We start from the raw sequence: 17790 nt of genomic DNA, 5'->3' as shown, positions 1-17790 counted from the left end.
AAGATCGAGTGTCCTGATTGAGGGGAGTTTGTGACTTTATGTCGTCTCGGATCGTGGACGCCGCCGATGCCATGGTGTCCGGGAGCTCCGACCTCGTCGTCCTCGACGGGGTCGGCTTCGGGGTCGCCGATGTCGTCCGGCTCGCCGACGGGGACGCCCGGCCGGTCCCCGGCACCGACGCGATGAAGCGCGCGACCGAGTCCTGGGACGCGGCCCGCCAGATCGCCGCGACCGGCCGCGTCTACGGCCGCTCTACCGGCGTCGGCGCCAACCGGAACGAGGACGTGCCCACCGAGGCCGCCGCCGAGCACGGGCTCAGGCTGCTGCGCAGCCACGCGGGAGCGATCGGCGAGGAGCTTCCGGCGCGGGAGGTGCGGGCGATGCTCGCCGTCCGCGCCAACCAGCTGCTCGCGGGCGGCGCGGGACTGCGGCCGACGGTCGTGACCGCGCTGTGCGAGGCGCTGGAGAGCGGGGTGCATCCGGTCGTCAACGAGTTCGGCTCGGTGGGGACCGGGGACATCGCCGCGCTGGCCCAGGTCGGGCTGGCGTTGGCGGGGGAGCGGCCCTGGCGGGGTGCCGAGAACGGTCTCTCCGGTGTTCCCGAGCCCCAACCCCTCGACAACAACGACGCGTTGGCGCTCATCAGCAGCAACGCCCTGACCCTGGGGCAGGCCGCGCTCGCGCTGCACGAGCTGCGCGGGCTCATCGGGGCCACCCAGGTCGTCGGGGCGCTGTCACTGCTCGCCGTCGACGGGTCGCACGAGCCGTTCGCCGCACCCGTGCACGCGGCCCGGCCGCACCGGGGCTCGACCGAAGTCGCCCGCCGGATGCGGGAGTTGATCGGTGCGGCGGACCGGCCCACCCCTCCCCTCGGGCGGATCCAGGACCCGTACGGCTTCCGGTGTCTGCCGCAGATCCACGGGCCCGCGCACGACGCGGCGGACGCCTTGGAGGAGGTCCTCGCGATCGAGATCAACGCGGCCGCCGAGAACCCCTTCATCTCCGCCGAGGACATGACCGCCTACCACCACGGCGGCTTCTACCAGGCCCAACTCGCCCTCGCCCTGGACCACTTCAGGCTCGCGCTGACCCAGGTGGCCCGGCTGTCGACGTCCCGGCTCTCCTCCCTGAACGAGCCCGCGTTCACCCGCCTCAAGCCCTTCCTCGCCGACAGCGAACCCGCCTCGTCCGGCGTGATGATCCTGGAGTACGCCGCCGCAGCCGCCCTCGGCGATCTGCGCGCGTTCTCGGCTCCCGCCTCGCTCGGGCACGCTGTACTCTCCCGGGGCGTCGAGGAACAGGCCAGCTTCGCCTCGCTCGCCGCCCGTCAGACACTGCGCGCCTGCCGCGCGTACCGTCTCGTCGTCGGCTGCGAACTCGTCGCCGCCGTACGGGCGTTGCGCCAGCGCGACCTGCGGCCCGAGCCGGAACTCCCGGTCGGCCGCGCGCTGGAGCTCGCCGAGTCGGTGCTCGACGACGACCCGGCGGACCGGCCGCTCACGGACGACGTGACGGCGGCGGCTGGGCTGCTGGACCGGTTCACCGAGATCTGGAGGGGGAACGCGTGATGCCCGTGGATGGGAGCCTGGAAGAGACGGTGGACGGGAGCCTGGAGGGAACCTTGGACAGGAGTACGGGTGTGACCGACAGTCCGGCCGCACGGCTGCAGACGCTCTTCGAGGGGCACCGGCTCACGCCGACCCAGCGGCGCATCGCGCACAGCATGGTGCGGCGCGCCGCCGAGGTGCCGTTCCTGTCCAGCGTGGAACTCGCCGAACTCGCCGGGGTCAGTCAGCCCTCCGTGACCCGCTTCGCGGTCGCCCTCGGCTTCGACGGCTACCCGGCGCTGCGCAAACACCTCCGCGAGGTCGCGCCCGCCGAGTCGGCCCCGGACACGGCGTCGTACAACGAGTACCAGCAGGCCGTGGAGGCCGAGATCGAGAACCTCAAGCACCTCGCCGAGATACTGGCCGACCCCCGCCCGGTCGCCAAGGCCGGCCGCCTCCTCGCCGCCTCCCGCCCGCTGCCGGTGCTCGGACTGCGCGCGGCGGCCTCCCAGGCCTACGGCTTCGCGTACTTCGCCGCCAAGGTCCATCCGGACGTACGGCTGCTCAACGAGGGCGGCACGATGATCCACGACCGGATCGACGCGGCCGTCCGGGCCGGGGCCACCGCCCTGCTGTGCTTCGCGCTGCCCCGGCATCCGCGCGAGGTCGTGGACACGCTGGCGTACGCGCGCGAGGCGGGTCTGACCGTCGTCACCGTCGCGGACTCGGCGTTCGCGCCCGTCGCCAAGGTGTCCGACCTGCTGATCCCGGCCGCTGTCGGCACCGGACTCGCCTTCGACACCGCGTGCGCGCCGATGCTGCTGGGCCGGGTCCTCCTGGAGGCGATGTGCGACGACCTGCCGGACGCGCAGGCCCGGCTGGAGGAGTTCGACGCGCGGGCGGCGGCACGGGGGCTGTTCGTGGAATGAGACGCCGTGCCCCACGTGGTGCGCTTCTGGTGCGTTCTCAGACTCGTCTCACGTTCGCTCACTAGTCTCGCGGCCCGACGCAACTGTGCCGGGACGACCAGGAGGCAGGACGTGGCACGCGGAGATCGCAGAGTCCAGGGGCTGGCCCGAGTGGCCGTCGTCGTACGGGCCGGAGCCGCCCCGCTGTGGTGGTTCGGGGTGCTCGCGGCGGGTGTCGGAGTGCTGCCGTCGGGCATCACCGGGCGCCGGATCGGGGTGATGGCGGGCGCCGCGCTGTTCATCGTCACGGCGGCCGTCGTGACGTACGCGCGCCGCAGGCGCTACACCGCCCTCGCCCGTGGCGCCGCCCGGGCCGGCAAGCACGATGTGCTCCAGGACCGCGCGGTGTCCGTACGCAACTGGCGCCGCGCGCACCGCTGGTGGATCGTGCTCGCCTTCGCGCTCGCGCTCGGCAGCGGGTTCGCGGTGCCGGCGGCGGGCGGCATGCTGCTCGCCGGGGCCGGCACGGGACTGCGGCTGAAGGCCGCCTGGCTGGGGCGCCGGGAACGGGCCGACGACGTCCTGCTGTGGATCCGCGTGGACTGGCTGGACAAGCGGGGCGGCGCCCCCGCCGGGAAATCCGTCAAGGGCTACCGCTCCACCGGCATCGCCGCGGGCGACGCCACCCCGGGCGGGGCGCGCCGCCGCGGCGACGTGTACGCGTAGCCGGGCTCCGGAGCCGGTTCTAGACCTCCAGGTCCGCCTCGATCCTCTTCAGCTGGTGACGGGCCATCGCCAGGTTGCTGCGGTTGGCGTCCAGCACCAGGTACAGGAACAGACCGTTGCCGCCGCGGCCCTTGATCAGCCGGATCAGGTGGTACTGGCTCGACAGGGTGATCAGGATGTCCTCGATCTCGCCCTTCAGGCCGAGGTGCTCCATGGTGCGCATCTTGGCGCGCACCACGTCGGTGTTGCCGGCCGCGGCGACGCCGAGGTCGAAGGTCTTGCTGCCGCCCATCGTGCCGAGCGCCATACCGCTGGTGTAGTCGACGAGCGCGACTCCGGTCGCGCCCTCGATGGAGGTCAGCGCCTCTTTGAGCGAGGTTTCGGTGTTGGCCATGACAGTGCTCCCTTGGGTCCGTTCAACTTTCCGTGGTGGTGCGCGCGTTGGTCGTTGCGGTGGTGCGTGGTGCGCGCGCCGTTCTCGGTCGTGCGGTGGTGGCTTTGGCGGGTGTCTTGGCGGGCGCCGTGTCGGCCCGCTCGGCGGCCTCGGCGGCCTCGGCCGTCGCCGCCGCCTCGGCGTCGACCAGTTCCCCGATCCGGGCCCCCGTGCGGCGGCCCTCCAGCAGCAGCCGGCCGACGTTGACGCGGTCCTGGGCGAGCACGGTCAGCACGGCGCCCCGGCCCGCCGCGTAGGTCGCGACATAGCCGTAGACCCCGCGCACCAGCAGCTCGCGGAAGTCGCCCTGGCCGGTCGCGTCCGCCATCCGCATGGCCACGCCCAGCGCCGTCACGGTGAGCGCCGCGACCCGCTCCGGCTCGATGCCCGGGGTGTCCTGCGCCAGCACGAGACCGTCGACGCCCGCCGCCAGCGCCCCCGTCAGCTGCGGCACCCTGGCTCTCAACCGGCGCAGCTCGTCCAGGACTTCGGCCTCGGAGGCCATCGGCTCTCTCCTCTCGGCGCGTGCTCGCTGCCACTCAAAGGGCCTCCAGCGCATCCCTGAGCCTCTTCAGCAATGTGATGTCGGGGTCGGTGACGTCGGGCGGGGGCAGGACGGCGGGCGGTGCGGGCGGCCGGGGCGAGACGAGCCCCGCCGACACCAGCCGCCGGACGTCCAGCAGCGTGGGGTAGGCCCGCCGGCCCAGCAGCCGCGCGATCTCCGGCGCCGTCCGCACCCCGTCCACCCGCGCCAGTACGGCGGCCTGCCGGGGTGTGATCGGCGGGGGCGCGACGGGTTCGGCCCGCACCAGCGGCGCGCCGTCCGTCGCCGCGTCCGGCCAGACGCGGTGCAGCAGCTCGCGGCGGCGCAGCGTCTCGCGCTCCAGGGCGGCCACCGGAACCGGCCGCACGGAGCCCAGCGGATGCGTGATCCCGTACCGGAAACGCCCCGGGGTGCTGCTCGGCGCGAGCACGAAGTACGCCGCGTCGTACAGTGCCCCGAGCTGGCACAGTTCCAGCGCGCCCGCACTCAGCAGGCCGCCGTCGAGCAGCAGCCGGGTGGTGGCGTGCCGGTCGTCCGTCGCGTTGGCGGCGGCCTCCCAGGCCTCGGCGCGCAGCGTGCCGTGGGCCGTGAGGAGCAGGTCGAGACCGGGGGCGGACGGGCTCTCGGCGTGCACCACATGGCCCGCGACGAGGTGCAGACTGCCGCGCTCGCGGACGAGGACACCGGTGGCCTTCTCCGCCGCGAGCCTGGTCAGCATCGGTGACACCCCGCCCCAGGCCCGGTCGACGGCGGCGGCCTTGTCCCGCACCGGCAGCCGGGGCGGCGGGGTGGTCGGCGTGGTCCTGAGCGCGGTCATCCCAGCACCAGCCGTCCCGCCATCTCGCCGAGCCGGATCCGGGCCAGTGCGAGATTGCCCTCCGCGCGGGCCAGCCACAGATGCAGGAACACACTGCTGTCGAACGACGTCCGCACGAACCGCAGCACGTGGTAGCTGTCCCGGTTGCTGACGATCAGATCCTCCAGCGGAGGATCGTCGGCCTCCTCTCCGTCCTCCGCGTCGGACGCGAACGCCCGGTGTTCGGCCGCCAGCCGCGCCAGCTCCGCGGCCTCGGCCGCACTGGCCTCCTGGTCACCCCCGGGCGACTCTCCCACGACGCCCAGGGCCAGCCCGCTGGTCCAGTCGACCAGCGCGGCGCCCCGGGCACCGGGCAGTCGCATGGCCTCCAGTAAGCACTCGTCGATTCCGGGCACCGTGGCTCCCCTCCCGCCTGCGGTTCGGCTGAGTGACGACGAAGCTACGCACCGTGTGGCCGAGGGGTGAGGGATCTGGCATTTTCCAGTGGGACATGCCTGGAGTGACTAAGGTGGGTCAACTGACCCCGTTTTCACACCAGTTGCGTGAGCCAGTTGAACCGTGCGCCCACCGGCGTGTGTCAACGGCGCCCGGATTCGCGCAGGGTGGTGAGCGCGGCGGCGTGCGCCCCTCCGGATTCGGCCACGAGCTCCGCCGTCGTCTGCGGCCGCCGCACGGTCGCGAACGCCACACCCCCCGAACCGTCCGGCACGAAGCCGTAAATGCCCGGCCTGGCAAGGGAGTTGTAGGCGTAGTGGGCCGCGAAGTAGTACGCCCCGGTGTCCAGCGCCGCCGCGTGGTCGCCCTGCTCAAGCAACGGCAGCGCCTGCCCCTCGGCCAGCAGATCGCCCGCGAAGCAGGCCGGACCGGCGACGTCCTGCACCACCGCGGGCCCCGACTTGGGGCGCCCCTTCCCGTCGTAGGCGGCGATCCGCAGCGGCCACGACTGCGGCGCGTACACCGTCCGCGTCGCCACCTGCACCCCCGCGTGCGTGACCGCGATCGGCCGCCCGCCGGCGCTCTTGGCGTACTCGACCCGGGCCACCACCGTCCCCTGCTTGGCCAGCATCGACCGCCCGAACTCGGTCACCAGCCCGTACCGCCCGTCGAACAGCCCCGGCACCGTCTCCTTCAGCAGCCGCGCGTACTGCGCGTACGTCGGAATCGTCGCGTCCGAACCGAAGTCGACCCCCAGCCCGCCGCCGATGTCGAGCGTGTCGATCTGCGGCCGCCCGAGCCGCGCGTTGATCTCCTCCGCCAGCGCGTACGTCTCCGCGACGCCCCGCGCCAACAGCTCCAGCGGGATGCCCTGCGACCCGGTGTGCGCGTGCAGCCGGGTCAGCCACGGCCGCTCGGCGAACGCCCGCACCACCCACTCGCGCGCCCCCTCGTCCCGCAGCGCGACCCCGAACTTCGAGGTCGCCGTGGCGGTGGAGAGCGCTGCGATCGACCCGGCGCCGATCTGCGGATTGACCCGGATCCCGAGCGGCGAACGACTGCTCGCCGACCGCATCAGCCCGTCGATCCGCTCCAGCTCCTGCGGGTTGTCGACGTTCACCGCGATCCCCAGTGCCAGCGCCTCCCGCAGCTCCGCGGCCGTCTTCGCGGGCGCGTCGAGCACGGTCCGCTCCGGCCGTACGCCCGCCGCCCGCGCCAGCGCCAGCTCGCCCGGGCTCGCGACCTCCGCGCCGAGGCCCTCCTCGCGCAGCAGCCGCAGCACCGGCACGAGGGGGCTCGCCTTGACGGCGAACGCGTGCAGTACGGGTGTCCCCGACGCCGTCACCTCGTCGAACGCCGCCCGCAGCGCCGCCACCGACTCCCGGATCCCGGTCACGTCCAGCAGCGCGACGATGGGGGAGTCCGGCCCCAGCAGCCCCTGTTCGACGGCCGCCCGCACCGCCTGGTCCCGGCGCCCGGCCCGCTCGACGCCGGATTCGCCGACGGGGCCGGTGCCGCCCGTGTGACCCTGGATTTCGTCGTTCACTGCGTCCCCCGTCGTGTCGTTGCCCGTGGTCGTCACATCCAGCCAAACATCCAGAGCCTGCCCACAACGACGCCGCCATGTATTGACTAGTTCTATTCAGAACGACAGGATGTGAATATCCGCAGTAAAGATGCGTACACAGATCCGCTGAGAGCAGTCCGCTAGGAGGCAGACCATGTCAGGACCCCGCCCCGTACGAGCACCCCGCGGTACGGAACTGAGCGCCCTGGGATGGCAGCAGGAAGCCGCCCTGCGGATGCTGCAGAACAACCTGGACCCCGAGGTCGCCGAACACCCCGACAAGCTCGTCGTCTACGGCGGCACCGGCAAGGCCGCCCGCGACTGGCGCTCCTTCGACGCCATGGTCCGCACCCTGCGCACCCTCAAGCAGGACGAGACGATGCTCGTTCAGTCCGGCCGCCCCGTCGGCGTCATGCAGACCCACGAGTGGGCGCCGCGCGTCCTCATCGCCAACTCCAACCTCGTCGGCGACTGGGCCAACTGGGAGGAGTTCCGCCGCCTTGAGGCCCTCGGCCTCACCATGTACGGCCAGATGACCGCCGGTTCCTGGATCTACATCGGCACCCAGGGCATCCTCCAGGGCACCTACGAGACCTTCGCCGCCGTCGCCGCGAAGAAGTTCAACGGCACCCTCGCCGGAACCATCACCCTCACCGCGGGACTCGGCGGCATGGGCGGCGCCCAGCCGCTGGCCGTCACCATGAACGACGGCGTCGCCATCTGCATCGACGTCGACCCGCGCGCCATCGAACGCCGCATCGAGCACCGCTACCTCGACGTCCGCGCCGACTCCCTCGCGCACGCCCTCCAGCTCGCCGTCGAGGCCCGCGACGCCCGCCGCCCGCTCTCCATCGGCCTCCTCGGCAACGCCGCCGAACTGCTCCCGCAGATGCTCGCCGAGGGCGCCCCCATCGACATCGTGACCGACCAGACCTCGGCCCACGACCCGCTCGCCTACCTGCCGATCGGCATCGCCTTCGAGGACATGGCCGACGCCGCCGCCAAGGACCCGGCGGGCTTCACCGTCCGCGCCCGCGAGTCCATGGCCAAGCACGTCGAGGCGATGGTCGGCTTCATGGACGCCGGCGCCGAGGTCTTCGACTACGGCAACTCGATCCGCGGCGAGGCCCAACTCGCCGGTTACGAGCGGGCGTTCGCCTTCCCCGGCTTCGTCCCCGCCTACATCCGCCCCCTGTTCTCCGAGGGCAAGGGCCCCTTCCGCTGGGCCGCCCTGTCCGGCGAGGCCTCCGACATCCACAAGACCGACAAGGCGATCCTCGACCTCTTCCCGGAGAACGAGTCCCTGCACCGCTGGATCAAGCTGGCCGGCGAACGCGTCCACTTCCAGGGCCTGCCCGCCCGCATCTGCTGGCTCGGCTACGGCGAGCGCGACAAGGCCGGCGAGCGCTTCAACGACATGGTCGCGAGCGGCGAGTTGGCGGCGCCCCTGGCCATCGGCCGCGACCACCTCGACTGCGGCTCCGTCGCCTCCCCCTACCGCGAGACCGAGGCCATGCTCGACGGCTCCGACGCGATCGCCGACTGGCCGCTGCTGAACGCGATGGTGAACGTCGCCTCCGGTGCGTCCTGGGTGTCCATCCACCACGGGGGTGGGGTCGGCATGGGCCGCTCCATCCACGCGGGCCAGGTCTCCGTCGCCGACGGCACGAAGCTCGCCGGTGAGAAGATCCGCCGGGTGCTGACCAACGACCCCGGCATGGGAGTCATCCGGCACGTCGACGCCGGCTACGACATCGCGGAGCGGGTCGCCGACGAGCGGGGCGTGCGGGTGCCGATGCGCGAGGGTGGAGAGGCGTGACCTTCCACAGCATGTGGGCGGAGCTGCTGCCGATCGGCCGCGACTCCGCCTCCGGCGGCTACCGCCGCTACGCCTGGACCGGTGCCGACGCAGAATGCCGGGACTGGTTCAAGGCACAGGCCGAGTCCCGTGGGCTGACCTACGAACTCGACCGCAACGGCAACCAGTGGGCCTGGCTGGGCGATCCGGCCGCCGGGGACGCCGTCGTCACCGGGTCGCACCTCGACTCGGTGCCGGACGGCGGTGCGTTCGACGGACCCCTCGGTGTCGTGTCGTCCTTCGCCGCGCTCGACGAACTGCGGGGCAGGGGAGCGCAGTTCACCAGGCCGCTCGCCATCGTCAACTTCGGGGACGAGGAGGGCGCCCGCTTCGGGCTCGCCTGTGTCGGGTCCCGGCTGACCGCCGGACAGCTCACCGTCGAAGGGGCACACCGGCTGACCGACGGCGACGGGGTCACACTGCCGCAGGCCATGGCGGCGGCGGGCTACGACGCGGACGCCATCGGGCCCGACCCCGAACGGCTCGCCCGCATCGGCGCGTTCGTCGAACTCCACGTCGAACAGGGTCGCGCGCTGGACCTGTCCGGCGACCGGGTCGGCATCGCCAGCGCCATCTGGCCGCACGGGCGGTGGCGGTTCGACTTCCGCGGCGAGGCCAACCACGCCGGTACGACGCGGCTGGTGGACCGGCGTGACCCCATGCTGTCCTACGCCGAGACCGTGCTCGCCGCCCGCCGCGAGGCCCGACTCGCCGGTGCCGTCGCCACGTTCGGGAAGATCGCCGTCGAGCCGAACGGCGTCAACGCGATCCCCTCCATGGTGCGCGGCTGGCTCGACTCCCGCGCCGCCGACCAGGACACCCTGGACACGGTGGTAACCGGCGTCGAGAAGGCGGCCCGCGAGTACGCGGAGGCCCACGGCGTCGACCTCGACGTCGTGCGGGAGTCCTTCACCCCGGTCGTCGAGTTCGACCACGCCCTGCGCGACGAACTCGCCCGCGTCCTGGGGAAGACCGACGGCGAGGACACGCACCTCAAGGTCCCCGTCCTGGGCACCGGCGCCGGACACGACGCCGGAATCCTCTCCGGGAGCATCCCGACCGCCATGCTGTTCGTGCGCAACCCCACGGGCGTCTCGCACTCCCCGGCCGAGTTCGCCGCCGAGGACGACTGCGTGGCCGGGGTGACCGCACTCGCCGACGTACTGGAAGGGCTGGCCTGCAGGTGACGCTCCCCACCACGCACCCCACCGCGCGGACGTACTGGCTGGAACACGCCTGGCTCGACACCCACGTCGAGCCGGGCGTCGCCCTGGAGGTGACGGACGGCCGGATCGCGGCCGTCCGCACGGGCGTCGAGGGGCCACCCCCCGGCGCCGAGATCCTGCGCGGACTCACCCTCCCCGGGCTCGCCAACGCCCACAGCCACGCCTTCCACCGTGCCCTGCGCGGCACCGTCCAGGTCGGCTCCGGGACGTTCTGGACCTGGCGCGAGGTCATGTACTCCTTCGCCGACCAGCTGACCCCGGACACCTACCACGCACTGGCCCGCGCGGTGTACGCCGAGATGGCGCTGGCCGGGATCACGGCGGTCGGCGAGTTCCACTACGTGCACCACGCCCACGGCGGCACCCCCTACGCCGACCCCAACGCCATGGGCGAGGCGCTCGTCGCCGCCGCCTCCGAAGCCGGTATCCGCATCACCCTCCTCGACACCGCCTACTTCTCCTCCGGCTTCGGACAGCCCCCCAACCACCACCAGCTCCGCTTCTCCGACAAGAGCGCGGACGCCTGGGCGGAACGCTGTTCACTTCTCAAGGAACGGGATCACGCGAGGATCGGTGCCGCCGTCCATTCCGTACGGGCCGTGCCCGCGCGGGAGTTGGCGACCGTGGCCCGCTGGGCCGGGGAGCGGCGGGCCCCGCTCCATGTGCACCTGTCCGAGCAGACCGCCGAGAACGACGACTGCCGCGCCGCCCACGACTGCACGCCGACCCAACTCCTCGCCGAACACGGCGTGTTGGGCCCGCGCACCACGGGTGTCCACAACACGCACCTCACGGAGGAGGACATCGCGCTGCTCGGCTCGACCGGCACGGGCACCTGCATGTGCCCGACGACCGAACGCGACCTCGCCGACGGCATCGGCCCCGCCGTGGCCCTCCAGCGGGCCGGCTCGCCGCTCTCCCTCGGCTCCGACAGCCATGCGGTCATCGACCTGCTCGAAGAGGCCCGCGCGATGGAGCTGAACGAGCGCCTGCGCACCCGCACCCGGGGTCACTGGACGGCGGAGGCCCTGCTCCGCGCGGCCTCCGCCGACGGCCACGCCGCCCTCGGCTGGGACGAGGCGGGCAGCATCACGGCAGGCGCCCTCGCCGACTTCACGACCGTCGCGCTCGACTCGGTCAGGACAGCGGGGCCGGTGCCCAGGCTCGGCGCCGAGACGGCCGTATTCGCCGCGACGGCAGCTGACGTACGGCACACCGTCGTGGGCGGCCGGCACGTCGTACGCGACGGAGTGCACGCGCTCGTACCGGATGTGCCGCAAGCGCTCGCGCAGGCAGTCGAAGCCCTGCGCGCATAGACACGAACGCCGAACTCCGCACCCACGAGGACACGATGAGCAGCAGCACCGTCATCACCAACATCGCCACGCTGGTCACCAACGACCCCTCCCTCGGTGACGGAACCCCCCTCGGTCTGATCCAGGACGCGGCCGTCGTCATCGACGGCGACCGCATCGCGTGGACCGGTGAAACAAGCAAAGCACCCGCCACTGACAATCGGGTCGACGCCGGTGGGAGGGCGGTCCTGCCGGGCTTCGTGGACTCCCACTCGCACCTCGTCTTCGCCGGCGACCGCACCCAGGAGTTCAACGCCCGGATGTCCGGGCGGGCCTACAGCGCGGGCGGCATCCGTACGACGGTCGCGGCGACGCGCGCCGCGAGCGACGCGGAACTGGAAGCGAACCTCACCCGCTACCTCGACGAGGCCCTCCGCCAGGGCACCACCACCTTCGAGACGAAGTCCGGCTACGGCCTGACGGTCGGCGACGAGGCCCGCGCCCTGCGCATCGCCGCCGCCCACACCGACGAGGTGACGTACCTCGGCGCGCACATCGTCTCCCCCGACTACGCCGACGACCCCGCCGCGTACGTGGCACTGGTGACCGGCGAGATGCTCGACGCCTGTGCCCCGTACGCCCGTTGGATCGACGTCTTCTGCGAGAAGGGCGCCTTCGACGGAGACCAGGCGCGCGCGATCCTGAGCGCCGGCAGGGCGAAGGGCCTGCACCCGCGCATCCACGCCAACCAGCTCTCCTACGGCCCCGGCGTCCAGCTCGCCGTGGAACTGGACGCGGCCAGCGCGGACCACTGCACGCATCTGACCGACGCGGACGTGGACGCGCTGGCGAGCGGCCGTACCGTCGCGACCCTGCTGCCCGGCGCCGAGTTCTCGACGCGGGCCCAGTGGCCGGACGCGCGCCGGCTCCTGGACGCCGGGGTCACCGTCGCGCTGTCCACCGACTGCAACCCGGGCTCGTCCTTCACGTCCTCCGTGCCCTTCTGCGTCGCCCTGGCGGTGCGGGACATGGGGATGACTCCGGACGAGGCGGTGTGGTCGGCCACGGCGGGCGGTGCGGCTGCCCTGCGCCGGGACGACGTGGGGCGGATCGCACCCGGCGCCCGCGCCGATCTGATCCTGCTGGACGCGCCCAGCCATGTGCACCTGGCCTACCGGCCGGGCGTGCCGCTGGTCAGCGGGGTGTGGCGGCGGGGAACACGGACCGTCTGACGACGACGGGACCTCATCGCCCCGTCGCGCCGATCCGGTCGAGCCGGCGGTGCGGGAACCCGGTGATCACGCCCATCGTGGCGGCCGAGGTCCAGGGCAGCCCGGTGCTCGGGACGCCGAGGAACGCGACGTCTCCGTGGTTGGCGCCCTTCAGGACGTAGCGGGTGCTGTAGGCCCCGGCGGCGCGCAGCGCCCGGTGCACATGCTGCGTCTGCGAGGGTGGGACGAGCATGTCCTCGCTGCCGTGCAGGAACAGGAACGGCGGGGCCGAGGCGGTCGCGTGGGTTGCGCGTCCGGGTCGACGTCCAGCAGCGTGCTCTCGGCGAGATCGGGTGGCGCGATGCCGGTGGCGACGGGGACGGGGACGGGGAGGGCGAAGGAAGGCTTGGCGGGAGTGGCGGACACGGTCTCTCCGATCGTCATGGAATGTGCGGCGATGGAGAGGTTCCAAGCCCGTGCCGACAAGCACCCGACACCGGACCGACAGCCCCGGCAGACATCCGACACCGGGGTTGAAAGCGTGCTGAGGCCGCGGTGAAACCGGCCGGGCGCAGGCTCTGCTCCACAAGGAAGGCCCACCGACTCCGGCCACTCCGGCGACTCCGAGGAGCACACCACCATGACCGTCGAAATCACCCTCACCGACCAGGACAAGGCCACCCTGCGGACCGCCGCGTACGGCGCCGTCTCGCTGCTGGTCGCCGCCGGTGCCACCGGCTCCCCGCACCGGATCGCCACCCGGGGCAGCATCGCACTGTCCTCCGCGACCGGGCAGGTCGGCCACGTCCTCGCCGAGAAGTCGAAGATCGAGGGCCTGGACGGCAGGTCCGCGGCCGAGCTCGCCGACCGGGTGCTGCCGGCCCTGACCGCGACCATGGCGCTGCTCCGGCGGCAGAAGGACCCGGCCGAGGCCGACAACTTCCGCGCCACCGTGCTCGTCGCCGTGGAGGAGGCCGTTCGGAGCCTCAAGGGCGGACCCGGGCCCGCCATGAACGAGATGATCCGCAAGATCACCGCGGCTCTCGACGCCGCCTGACCTGTTCAGTCGTCCAGTCGCCAAGTTGCCCGGCCGCTCGCCCAGCCGCCCGTCTAGTCGCTGTTGTCGATGCTCCACGCCCGGAACGCGCCCTTGGTGATGCGTCCCAGAAGGGTGTTGAAATCGGCCTTGACGGCCTCCGGGGTCTTCTCCGGGGGGAACAGGGGCTTGATGGGCTGCCGTTCCTCCGAGAGGTCGTCGGCGAGGCGGGACTTGTAGGCGTTGTACACGGCCGCGATGTCCTGGCGGATCGCCGGGCCCTCGCGGTTGCCCAGGACGGGCATTCCGCGCAGGCGGTTGTCGTTCGTCGCGGCGATCGAGGCCACGTCCATGAGGAAGCAGTCGATGAGGTCGGTGACGTCCTTTTCCCCGGCGCCCGGCTTCTTGTTGCGGGCGTCCCGCAGCAGCAGGTCGGCCATCTCCAGGGTGAGGTCGCGGTAGATCGTGTACCGCGGGCTCCCGGGGATGACGCCGAGCACATGGTCGGCCTGCTTGGCGGCGTCGGTGTTCATCGACGCGAATCCGTCGGGATGCGGCTTGTTCTCAAGGCCCGGCACAGGGAGGGGCACGCTCCGGAAGGCGTCCTCCTCGTCGCGCATGGTGGGGGCGGCGGCCGCCATCGGGTGGATGCCGAACTCGTGGCAGAGCATGCCCACGATGTAGCCGATGTCGTAGTTCTCCAGGTAGTAGGCCGCCATCGTCACGAAGACGCCGTCGGCCCCCTTGTCGACCACGTCCGCCGGGGCCTGTGACGTCCGCTTCTCCAGCGTGATGTGGCAGGTCCGGCCGTTGAGGAAGGACTTGATCGCCGTGTTGACGGACAGGAGTTCCAGCACCCGGGTGGCCTTGTCCTGCGATTCCGGGAACTTGAGGGACACGTTGGTGAACGAGATGTGCCCGTTCAGCAGCTTGCTCCGCTGGACCACCGGCGCCCGCTGCACGGCCGGTGCGGGGCGCCCCTCCTGGCCGAGCATCCGCGCGACGTTGGCGTTGCCCGCCCTCGCCTGGAGCGACAGCAACGCGTGCGCGGGCCGGGTGGCGGTGTCTGCTGCGGGTCCGCTCAGCGGGGCACGCCGGGATAGGGCGTCCCGCGCGCGGGTTTCGTCTCGGGCGTGCACGTCCTCACCTCTGGCCTGGAGTCGCGATCCTCGTTGTCTACAGGCTGACCGGACGCCCCCGCGAGGTACTCCGGGGCAACGAACCCGCTCCGGACAACCGCTCCACCTGCCCACAAGGGCAGGACGGGTGCCGACCGTGTCCTGTGCGGACGCCGCCGTAGGGTGCTCGGCATGAGCATCATCGGGGTTGGTATCGACGTGGCCGAGATCGACCGGTTCGCGGCGTCGCTGGCGCGTACGCCCGGGATGGCCCGACGCCTCTTCCTGGACAGCGAGTTGCTGCTGCCCAGCGGGGAGCGCCGGGGTACCGCCTCCCTCGCCGCCCGCTTCGCCGCGAAGGAGGCCCTGGCGAAGGCGCTGGGGGCACCGGCCGGGCTGCTCTGGACGGACGCCGAGGTCTACGTCGAGGACAGCGGGCGGCCCCGGCTGCGGGTGACGGGCACGGTCGCCGCGCGGGCGGCCGAACTGGGCGTCCGCTCCTGGCACGTGTCGCTGAGCCACGACGCGGGGGTGGCCTCGGCGGTGGTGATCGCGGAAGGGTGACGGGGAGAGGCGATGGGCAGCCCGGTCCGCCCGGGTGCGCGCCGTGCCCCTCCCGGGGCAGACTCGACCGCATGCGTACTGCGTACAGCGTGGAGACGGTAAGGGCCGCCGAACGGCGGCTGATGGCAAGGCTTCCCGAGGGTGCGCTGATGCAGCGCGCCGCGGCCGGACTGGCCGTCGCCTGCGCCCAGTTGACGGGCCGGGTCTACGGCAGCCGGGTCGCGCTGCTGGTCGGCAGCGGGGACAACGGCGGCGACGCGCTCTACGCCGGGGCGCGGCTGGCCCGGCGCGGGGCGGCCGTCACGGCGGTGCTGCTCGCGCCCGACCGCACCCACGCGCGCGGACTCGCGGCACTGCTCCGCGCGGGCGGTCGTACCGTCTCGCCGGACGCCGCCGACGAACCGCTCCTGCGCGCCGATCTCGTCCTCGACGGCATCGTCGGGATCGGCGGCCGGGGCGGACTGCGGCCGGACGCCGCGCGGCTCGCGACCCTCGCCGGGGACTCCCGGGGTGTCGTCGTCGCCGTGGATCTCCCGAGCGGCGTCGAGGCAGACACCGGCGAGGTGCGGGGCGCGGCGGTCCGGGCCGACCTCACCGTCACCTTCGGCACCCACAAGCCGGGGCTGCTGATCGACCCCGCGCGTGAGTACGCCGGTTCCGTACGGCTCGTCGACATCGGCCTCGGCGCCGAACTGCCCCCCGAACCCGAGCTGGAGGCCCTCCAGCACGCGGACGTGGCGGCCCTGCTGCCCGTGCCGGACGCCGAGAGCGACAAGTACCGGCGTGGGGTCGTGGGCATCGCCGCCGGGTCCGGGCGCTACCCGGGCGCGGCCGTGCTCGCCGTCGCCGGGGCGCTGCGGGGCGGGGCGGGGGCCGTACGGTACGTCGGTCCGGCCGCCGACGCGGTCATCGCGAGGTACCCGGAGACCCTGGTGTCGGACCGCGGGCCGAGCAAGGCGGGGCGGGTGCAGGCGTGGGTCGTCGGGCCGGGGGCGGGCGACGACGCGGCGACCGTGGCGGAGGTGGTGGCGGCCGACGTCCCGGTGCTCATCGACGCGGACGGGCTGCGGCTGGCCGACCCGGACGCGGTACGGGCACGTACGGCACCGACGCTGATGACCCCCCACGCGGGGGAGGCCGCCGCGCTCCTCGGGGTCCCGCGCGCGGAGGTCGAGGCGGCCCGGCTCACGTCGGTGCGGGAGCTGGCGCGGCGGTACGGGGCGACGGTGCTCCTCAAGGGCTCGACGACGTTGGTCGCCGACTCCGGGGGCGGGGCGGTGCGGGTCAATCCGACGGGCACCGGCTGGCTGGCCACGGCGGGCAGCGGGGACGTGCTGTCGGGGCTCGCGGGCTCGCTGCTGGCGGCGGGGCTGCCGGCGTTCGACGCGGGCGGCGTGGGGGCGTATCTGCACGGTCTTGCGGGGCGGCTGGCGGCGGACGGGGCGCCGGTGGGGGCGCACGACGTGGCGGAGGCGGTGCGGACGGCGTGGCGGGACGTGCGTGACTGAGAACGCCGGCCGGGCCGGTACACCGAACGCTCGCCAATAAGGGTGACCCCTCCGCGCGGCACCCGCTCACCGCCGGGGTGCCGCGTTTCTCTGATCGCATGATCAGTACACGAATCGCGCACAGAAGCATCGCGGTGCTGCTCACCGCGGTGATCGTCCTTCCTGTAGGGACCGGTACCGCCTGGGCCGACGGCCCGGTGCCGGCACCCGGGCCCGGCGAGACCGAACTCGTGCCGGGCGTGCCCCCGGGGCCGTATCAGCCCTGGCAGATCGACACGCCCGACCAGGCCCTCGCACCGAAGGTGTACACGCCGACCGCGGAGGAGGACCGGGTCGAGCCCAGGGACGCGGCGGCGGGGACGTACGCGCTCGTCGAGTACGTGCCGATCGGGGACGCCGTGGCGAAGGTCTCCTGCAGCAAGCAGACCGGGCCCTACCAGCGGGGCGTGGAGCGGTGGTTGAAGCTCAAGGTCGACGGCAGGCAGTCGGCAGCCGACTGCAAGGCCATCAAGGCCTTCCAGAAGAAGCAGGGCATCAAGCCCGCGATCGGCTTCGCCGGACCCGTGACCTGGGCGCGCATGCAGCTCCTCGCCGCCAAGAAGAACCCGAACGCGGCCCGGAAGTGCCCCGTCCGCTCCTACCGCGTCGCCTGTGTCGATCTCGACCGGCAGCTCACCTGGGTGCAGAAGGGCAAGAAGGTCGTCTTCGGACCGGTGCCGATGCGCAGCGGACGCACCGGGCACGTCACCCGGGGCGGCTGGCACAAGATCTACTGGAAGCACAAGAACCACTGGTCGACGCTCTACAACAGCCCCATGCCGTATGCCCAGTTCTTCGACGGCGGCATCGCCTTCCACGCCGTCTACGGCAGCATCTACACCACCACCGGCTCCTGGGGCTGCGTCAACCTGCGCCTGGCCGACGCCCGCAAGCTGTGGGGTGTCCTCAAGAAGGGCGACCGCGTCTACGTGTGGGGACATCGCCCCGGAAACTAGGC

Annotated in this window: 18 protein-coding genes; 11 read left to right on the top strand and 7 right to left on the bottom strand. The window is 72.7% G+C overall.

Features of this window, described 5'->3' with window-relative positions; translation table 11 throughout:
* Positions 1-38 precede the first annotated feature (38 nt).
* The 3 genes from ACWDEW_RS04140 to ACWDEW_RS04130 all read left to right on the top strand — a co-directional run bounded on the left by ACWDEW_RS04140 (position 39) and on the right by ACWDEW_RS04130 (position 3181).
* Positions 39-1568 carry an aromatic amino acid ammonia-lyase gene (locus ACWDEW_RS04140; RefSeq protein WP_450509370.1) on the top strand — a complete coding sequence of 510 codons (1530 nt, stop codon included), beginning with the start codon at positions 39-41 and terminating at the stop codon, positions 1566-1568.
* Positions 1568-2476: a MurR/RpiR family transcriptional regulator gene (locus ACWDEW_RS04135; RefSeq protein WP_450509368.1), complete on the top strand. Its 909-nt coding sequence runs from the start codon at positions 1568-1570 to the stop codon at positions 2474-2476. The genes ACWDEW_RS04140 and ACWDEW_RS04135 overlap by 1 nt, the downstream gene beginning before the upstream one ends.
* Positions 2477-2587: 111 nt before the next feature.
* On the top strand, positions 2588-3181 hold the full coding sequence (locus tag ACWDEW_RS04130) for a hypothetical protein (protein ID WP_450509366.1): 594 nt from the start codon (positions 2588-2590) through the stop codon (positions 3179-3181).
* Between the two features lie 19 nt (positions 3182-3200).
* Here ACWDEW_RS04130 and ACWDEW_RS04125 read toward each other — a convergent pair whose 3' ends face one another.
* From ACWDEW_RS04125 to ACWDEW_RS04105, 5 genes are all read right to left on the bottom strand, one after another.
* Positions 3201-3575, bottom strand: coding sequence for a hypothetical protein (locus ACWDEW_RS04125; protein WP_450509364.1), 375 nt, complete (start codon positions 3573-3575; stop codon positions 3201-3203).
* Between the two features lie 22 nt (positions 3576-3597).
* The gene (locus ACWDEW_RS04120; RefSeq protein WP_450509362.1) at positions 3598-4119 is read right to left on the bottom strand and encodes a roadblock/LC7 domain-containing protein; all 522 of its coding nucleotides are present in this window, start codon (positions 4117-4119) and stop codon (positions 3598-3600) included.
* A 34-nt stretch (positions 4120-4153) separates the two neighbouring features.
* On the bottom strand, positions 4154-4975 hold the full coding sequence (locus ACWDEW_RS04115; protein WP_450509360.1) for a transcriptional regulator: 822 nt from the start codon (positions 4973-4975) through the stop codon (positions 4154-4156).
* Positions 4972-5370, bottom strand: coding sequence for a hypothetical protein (locus ACWDEW_RS04110; RefSeq protein ID WP_362974760.1), 399 nt, complete (start codon positions 5368-5370; stop codon positions 4972-4974). Before ACWDEW_RS04110 ends, ACWDEW_RS04115 begins: the two co-directional genes overlap by 4 nt.
* Before the next feature lie 182 nt (positions 5371-5552).
* Positions 5553-6956, bottom strand: a complete 1404-nt coding sequence (locus tag ACWDEW_RS04105) for a diaminopimelate decarboxylase (RefSeq protein WP_450509358.1) — start codon at positions 6954-6956, stop codon at positions 5553-5555.
* A 175-nt stretch (positions 6957-7131) separates the two neighbouring features.
* Here ACWDEW_RS04105 and hutU point away from each other — a divergent pair, with 175 nt between their 5' ends.
* The 4 genes from hutU to hutI are packed head-to-tail and all read left to right on the top strand — an operon-like array spanning position 7132 to position 12588.
* Positions 7132-8796: a urocanate hydratase gene (gene hutU / locus ACWDEW_RS04100; protein ID WP_450509356.1), complete on the top strand. Its 1665-nt coding sequence runs from the start codon at positions 7132-7134 to the stop codon at positions 8794-8796.
* Positions 8793-10022, top strand: coding sequence for an allantoate amidohydrolase (locus tag ACWDEW_RS04095; RefSeq protein ID WP_450509354.1), 1230 nt, complete (start codon positions 8793-8795; stop codon positions 10020-10022). The genes hutU and ACWDEW_RS04095 overlap by 4 nt, the downstream gene beginning before the upstream one ends.
* On the top strand, positions 10019-11377 hold the full coding sequence (locus tag ACWDEW_RS04090) for a formimidoylglutamate deiminase (protein WP_450509353.1): 1359 nt from the start codon (positions 10019-10021) through the stop codon (positions 11375-11377). The genes ACWDEW_RS04095 and ACWDEW_RS04090 overlap by 4 nt, the downstream gene beginning before the upstream one ends.
* A gap of 35 nt (positions 11378-11412) precedes the next feature.
* Positions 11413-12588 carry an imidazolonepropionase gene (gene hutI, locus ACWDEW_RS04085; protein WP_450509351.1) on the top strand — a complete coding sequence of 392 codons (1176 nt, stop codon included), beginning with the start codon at positions 11413-11415 and terminating at the stop codon, positions 12586-12588.
* A 13-nt stretch (positions 12589-12601) separates the two neighbouring features.
* Here the strand turns inward: hutI and ACWDEW_RS04080 are convergent, their stop codons facing one another.
* Entirely contained in the window at positions 12602-12820 is a 219-nt protein-coding gene (locus ACWDEW_RS04080) for a hypothetical protein (RefSeq protein WP_450509349.1), read from the bottom strand.
* A gap of 387 nt (positions 12821-13207) precedes the next feature.
* Here ACWDEW_RS04080 and ACWDEW_RS04075 point away from each other — a divergent pair, with 387 nt between their 5' ends.
* A complete protein-coding gene (locus ACWDEW_RS04075) occupies positions 13208-13624 on the top strand; it encodes a hypothetical protein (protein WP_450509347.1) in 417 nt (138 codons plus the stop codon).
* A 53-nt stretch (positions 13625-13677) separates the two neighbouring features.
* Here ACWDEW_RS04075 and ACWDEW_RS04070 read toward each other — a convergent pair whose 3' ends face one another.
* Positions 13678-14742, bottom strand: coding sequence for a hypothetical protein (locus ACWDEW_RS04070; RefSeq protein WP_450509345.1), 1065 nt, complete (start codon positions 14740-14742; stop codon positions 13678-13680).
* Between the two features lie 171 nt (positions 14743-14913).
* On the opposite strand from ACWDEW_RS04070, the gene ACWDEW_RS04065 reads away from it, so the two are divergent.
* The 3 genes from ACWDEW_RS04065 (at position 14914) to ACWDEW_RS04055 (ending at position 17788) form a co-directional block, all read left to right on the top strand.
* The gene (locus ACWDEW_RS04065; RefSeq protein ID WP_427920511.1) at positions 14914-15285 is read left to right on the top strand and encodes a holo-ACP synthase; all 372 of its coding nucleotides are present in this window, start codon (positions 14914-14916) and stop codon (positions 15283-15285) included.
* Between the two features lie 71 nt (positions 15286-15356).
* Entirely contained in the window at positions 15357-16793 is a 1437-nt protein-coding gene (locus tag ACWDEW_RS04060; protein ID WP_450509343.1) for an NAD(P)H-hydrate dehydratase, read from the top strand.
* A gap of 98 nt (positions 16794-16891) precedes the next feature.
* Positions 16892-17788, top strand: coding sequence for a L,D-transpeptidase family protein (locus ACWDEW_RS04055; RefSeq protein ID WP_450509341.1), 897 nt, complete (start codon positions 16892-16894; stop codon positions 17786-17788).
* The last annotated feature ends 2 nt before the right edge of the window (positions 17789-17790 follow it).

Source organism: Streptomyces sp. NPDC001100, assembly GCF_053598575.1.
Note: the sequence above shows the minus strand (reverse complement) of the source record. Positions and strands in the feature narration are given on the sequence as shown.

Excerpts from the sequence above, each read along its gene's own strand:
- ACWDEW_RS04140 (WP_450509370.1), top strand. The coding sequence starts at position 39 with ATGTCGTCTCGGATCGTGGACGCCGCCGATGCCATGGTGTCCGGGAGC.
- ACWDEW_RS04135 (WP_450509368.1), top strand. The coding sequence starts at position 1,568 with ATGCCCGTGGATGGGAGCCTGGAAGAGACGGTGGACGGGAGCCTGGAG.
- ACWDEW_RS04125 (WP_450509364.1), bottom strand. The coding sequence starts at position 3,575 with ATGGCCAACACCGAAACCTCGCTCAAAGAGGCGCTGACCTCCATCGAG.
- ACWDEW_RS04120 (WP_450509362.1), bottom strand. The coding sequence starts at position 4,119 with ATGGCCTCCGAGGCCGAAGTCCTGGACGAGCTGCGCCGGTTGAGAGCC.
- ACWDEW_RS04115 (WP_450509360.1), bottom strand. The coding sequence starts at position 4,975 with ATGACCGCGCTCAGGACCACGCCGACCACCCCGCCGCCCCGGCTGCCG.
- hutU (WP_450509356.1), top strand. The coding sequence starts at position 7,132 with ATGTCAGGACCCCGCCCCGTACGAGCACCCCGCGGTACGGAACTGAGC.
- hutI (WP_450509351.1), top strand. The coding sequence starts at position 11,413 with ATGAGCAGCAGCACCGTCATCACCAACATCGCCACGCTGGTCACCAAC.
- ACWDEW_RS04080 (WP_450509349.1), bottom strand. The coding sequence starts at position 12,820 with ATGCTCGTCCCACCCTCGCAGACGCAGCATGTGCACCGGGCGCTGCGC.
- ACWDEW_RS04075 (WP_450509347.1), top strand. The coding sequence starts at position 13,208 with ATGACCGTCGAAATCACCCTCACCGACCAGGACAAGGCCACCCTGCGG.
- ACWDEW_RS04065 (WP_427920511.1), top strand. The coding sequence starts at position 14,914 with ATGAGCATCATCGGGGTTGGTATCGACGTGGCCGAGATCGACCGGTTC.
- ACWDEW_RS04060 (WP_450509343.1), top strand. The coding sequence starts at position 15,357 with ATGCGTACTGCGTACAGCGTGGAGACGGTAAGGGCCGCCGAACGGCGG.
- ACWDEW_RS04055 (WP_450509341.1), top strand. The coding sequence starts at position 16,892 with ATGATCAGTACACGAATCGCGCACAGAAGCATCGCGGTGCTGCTCACC.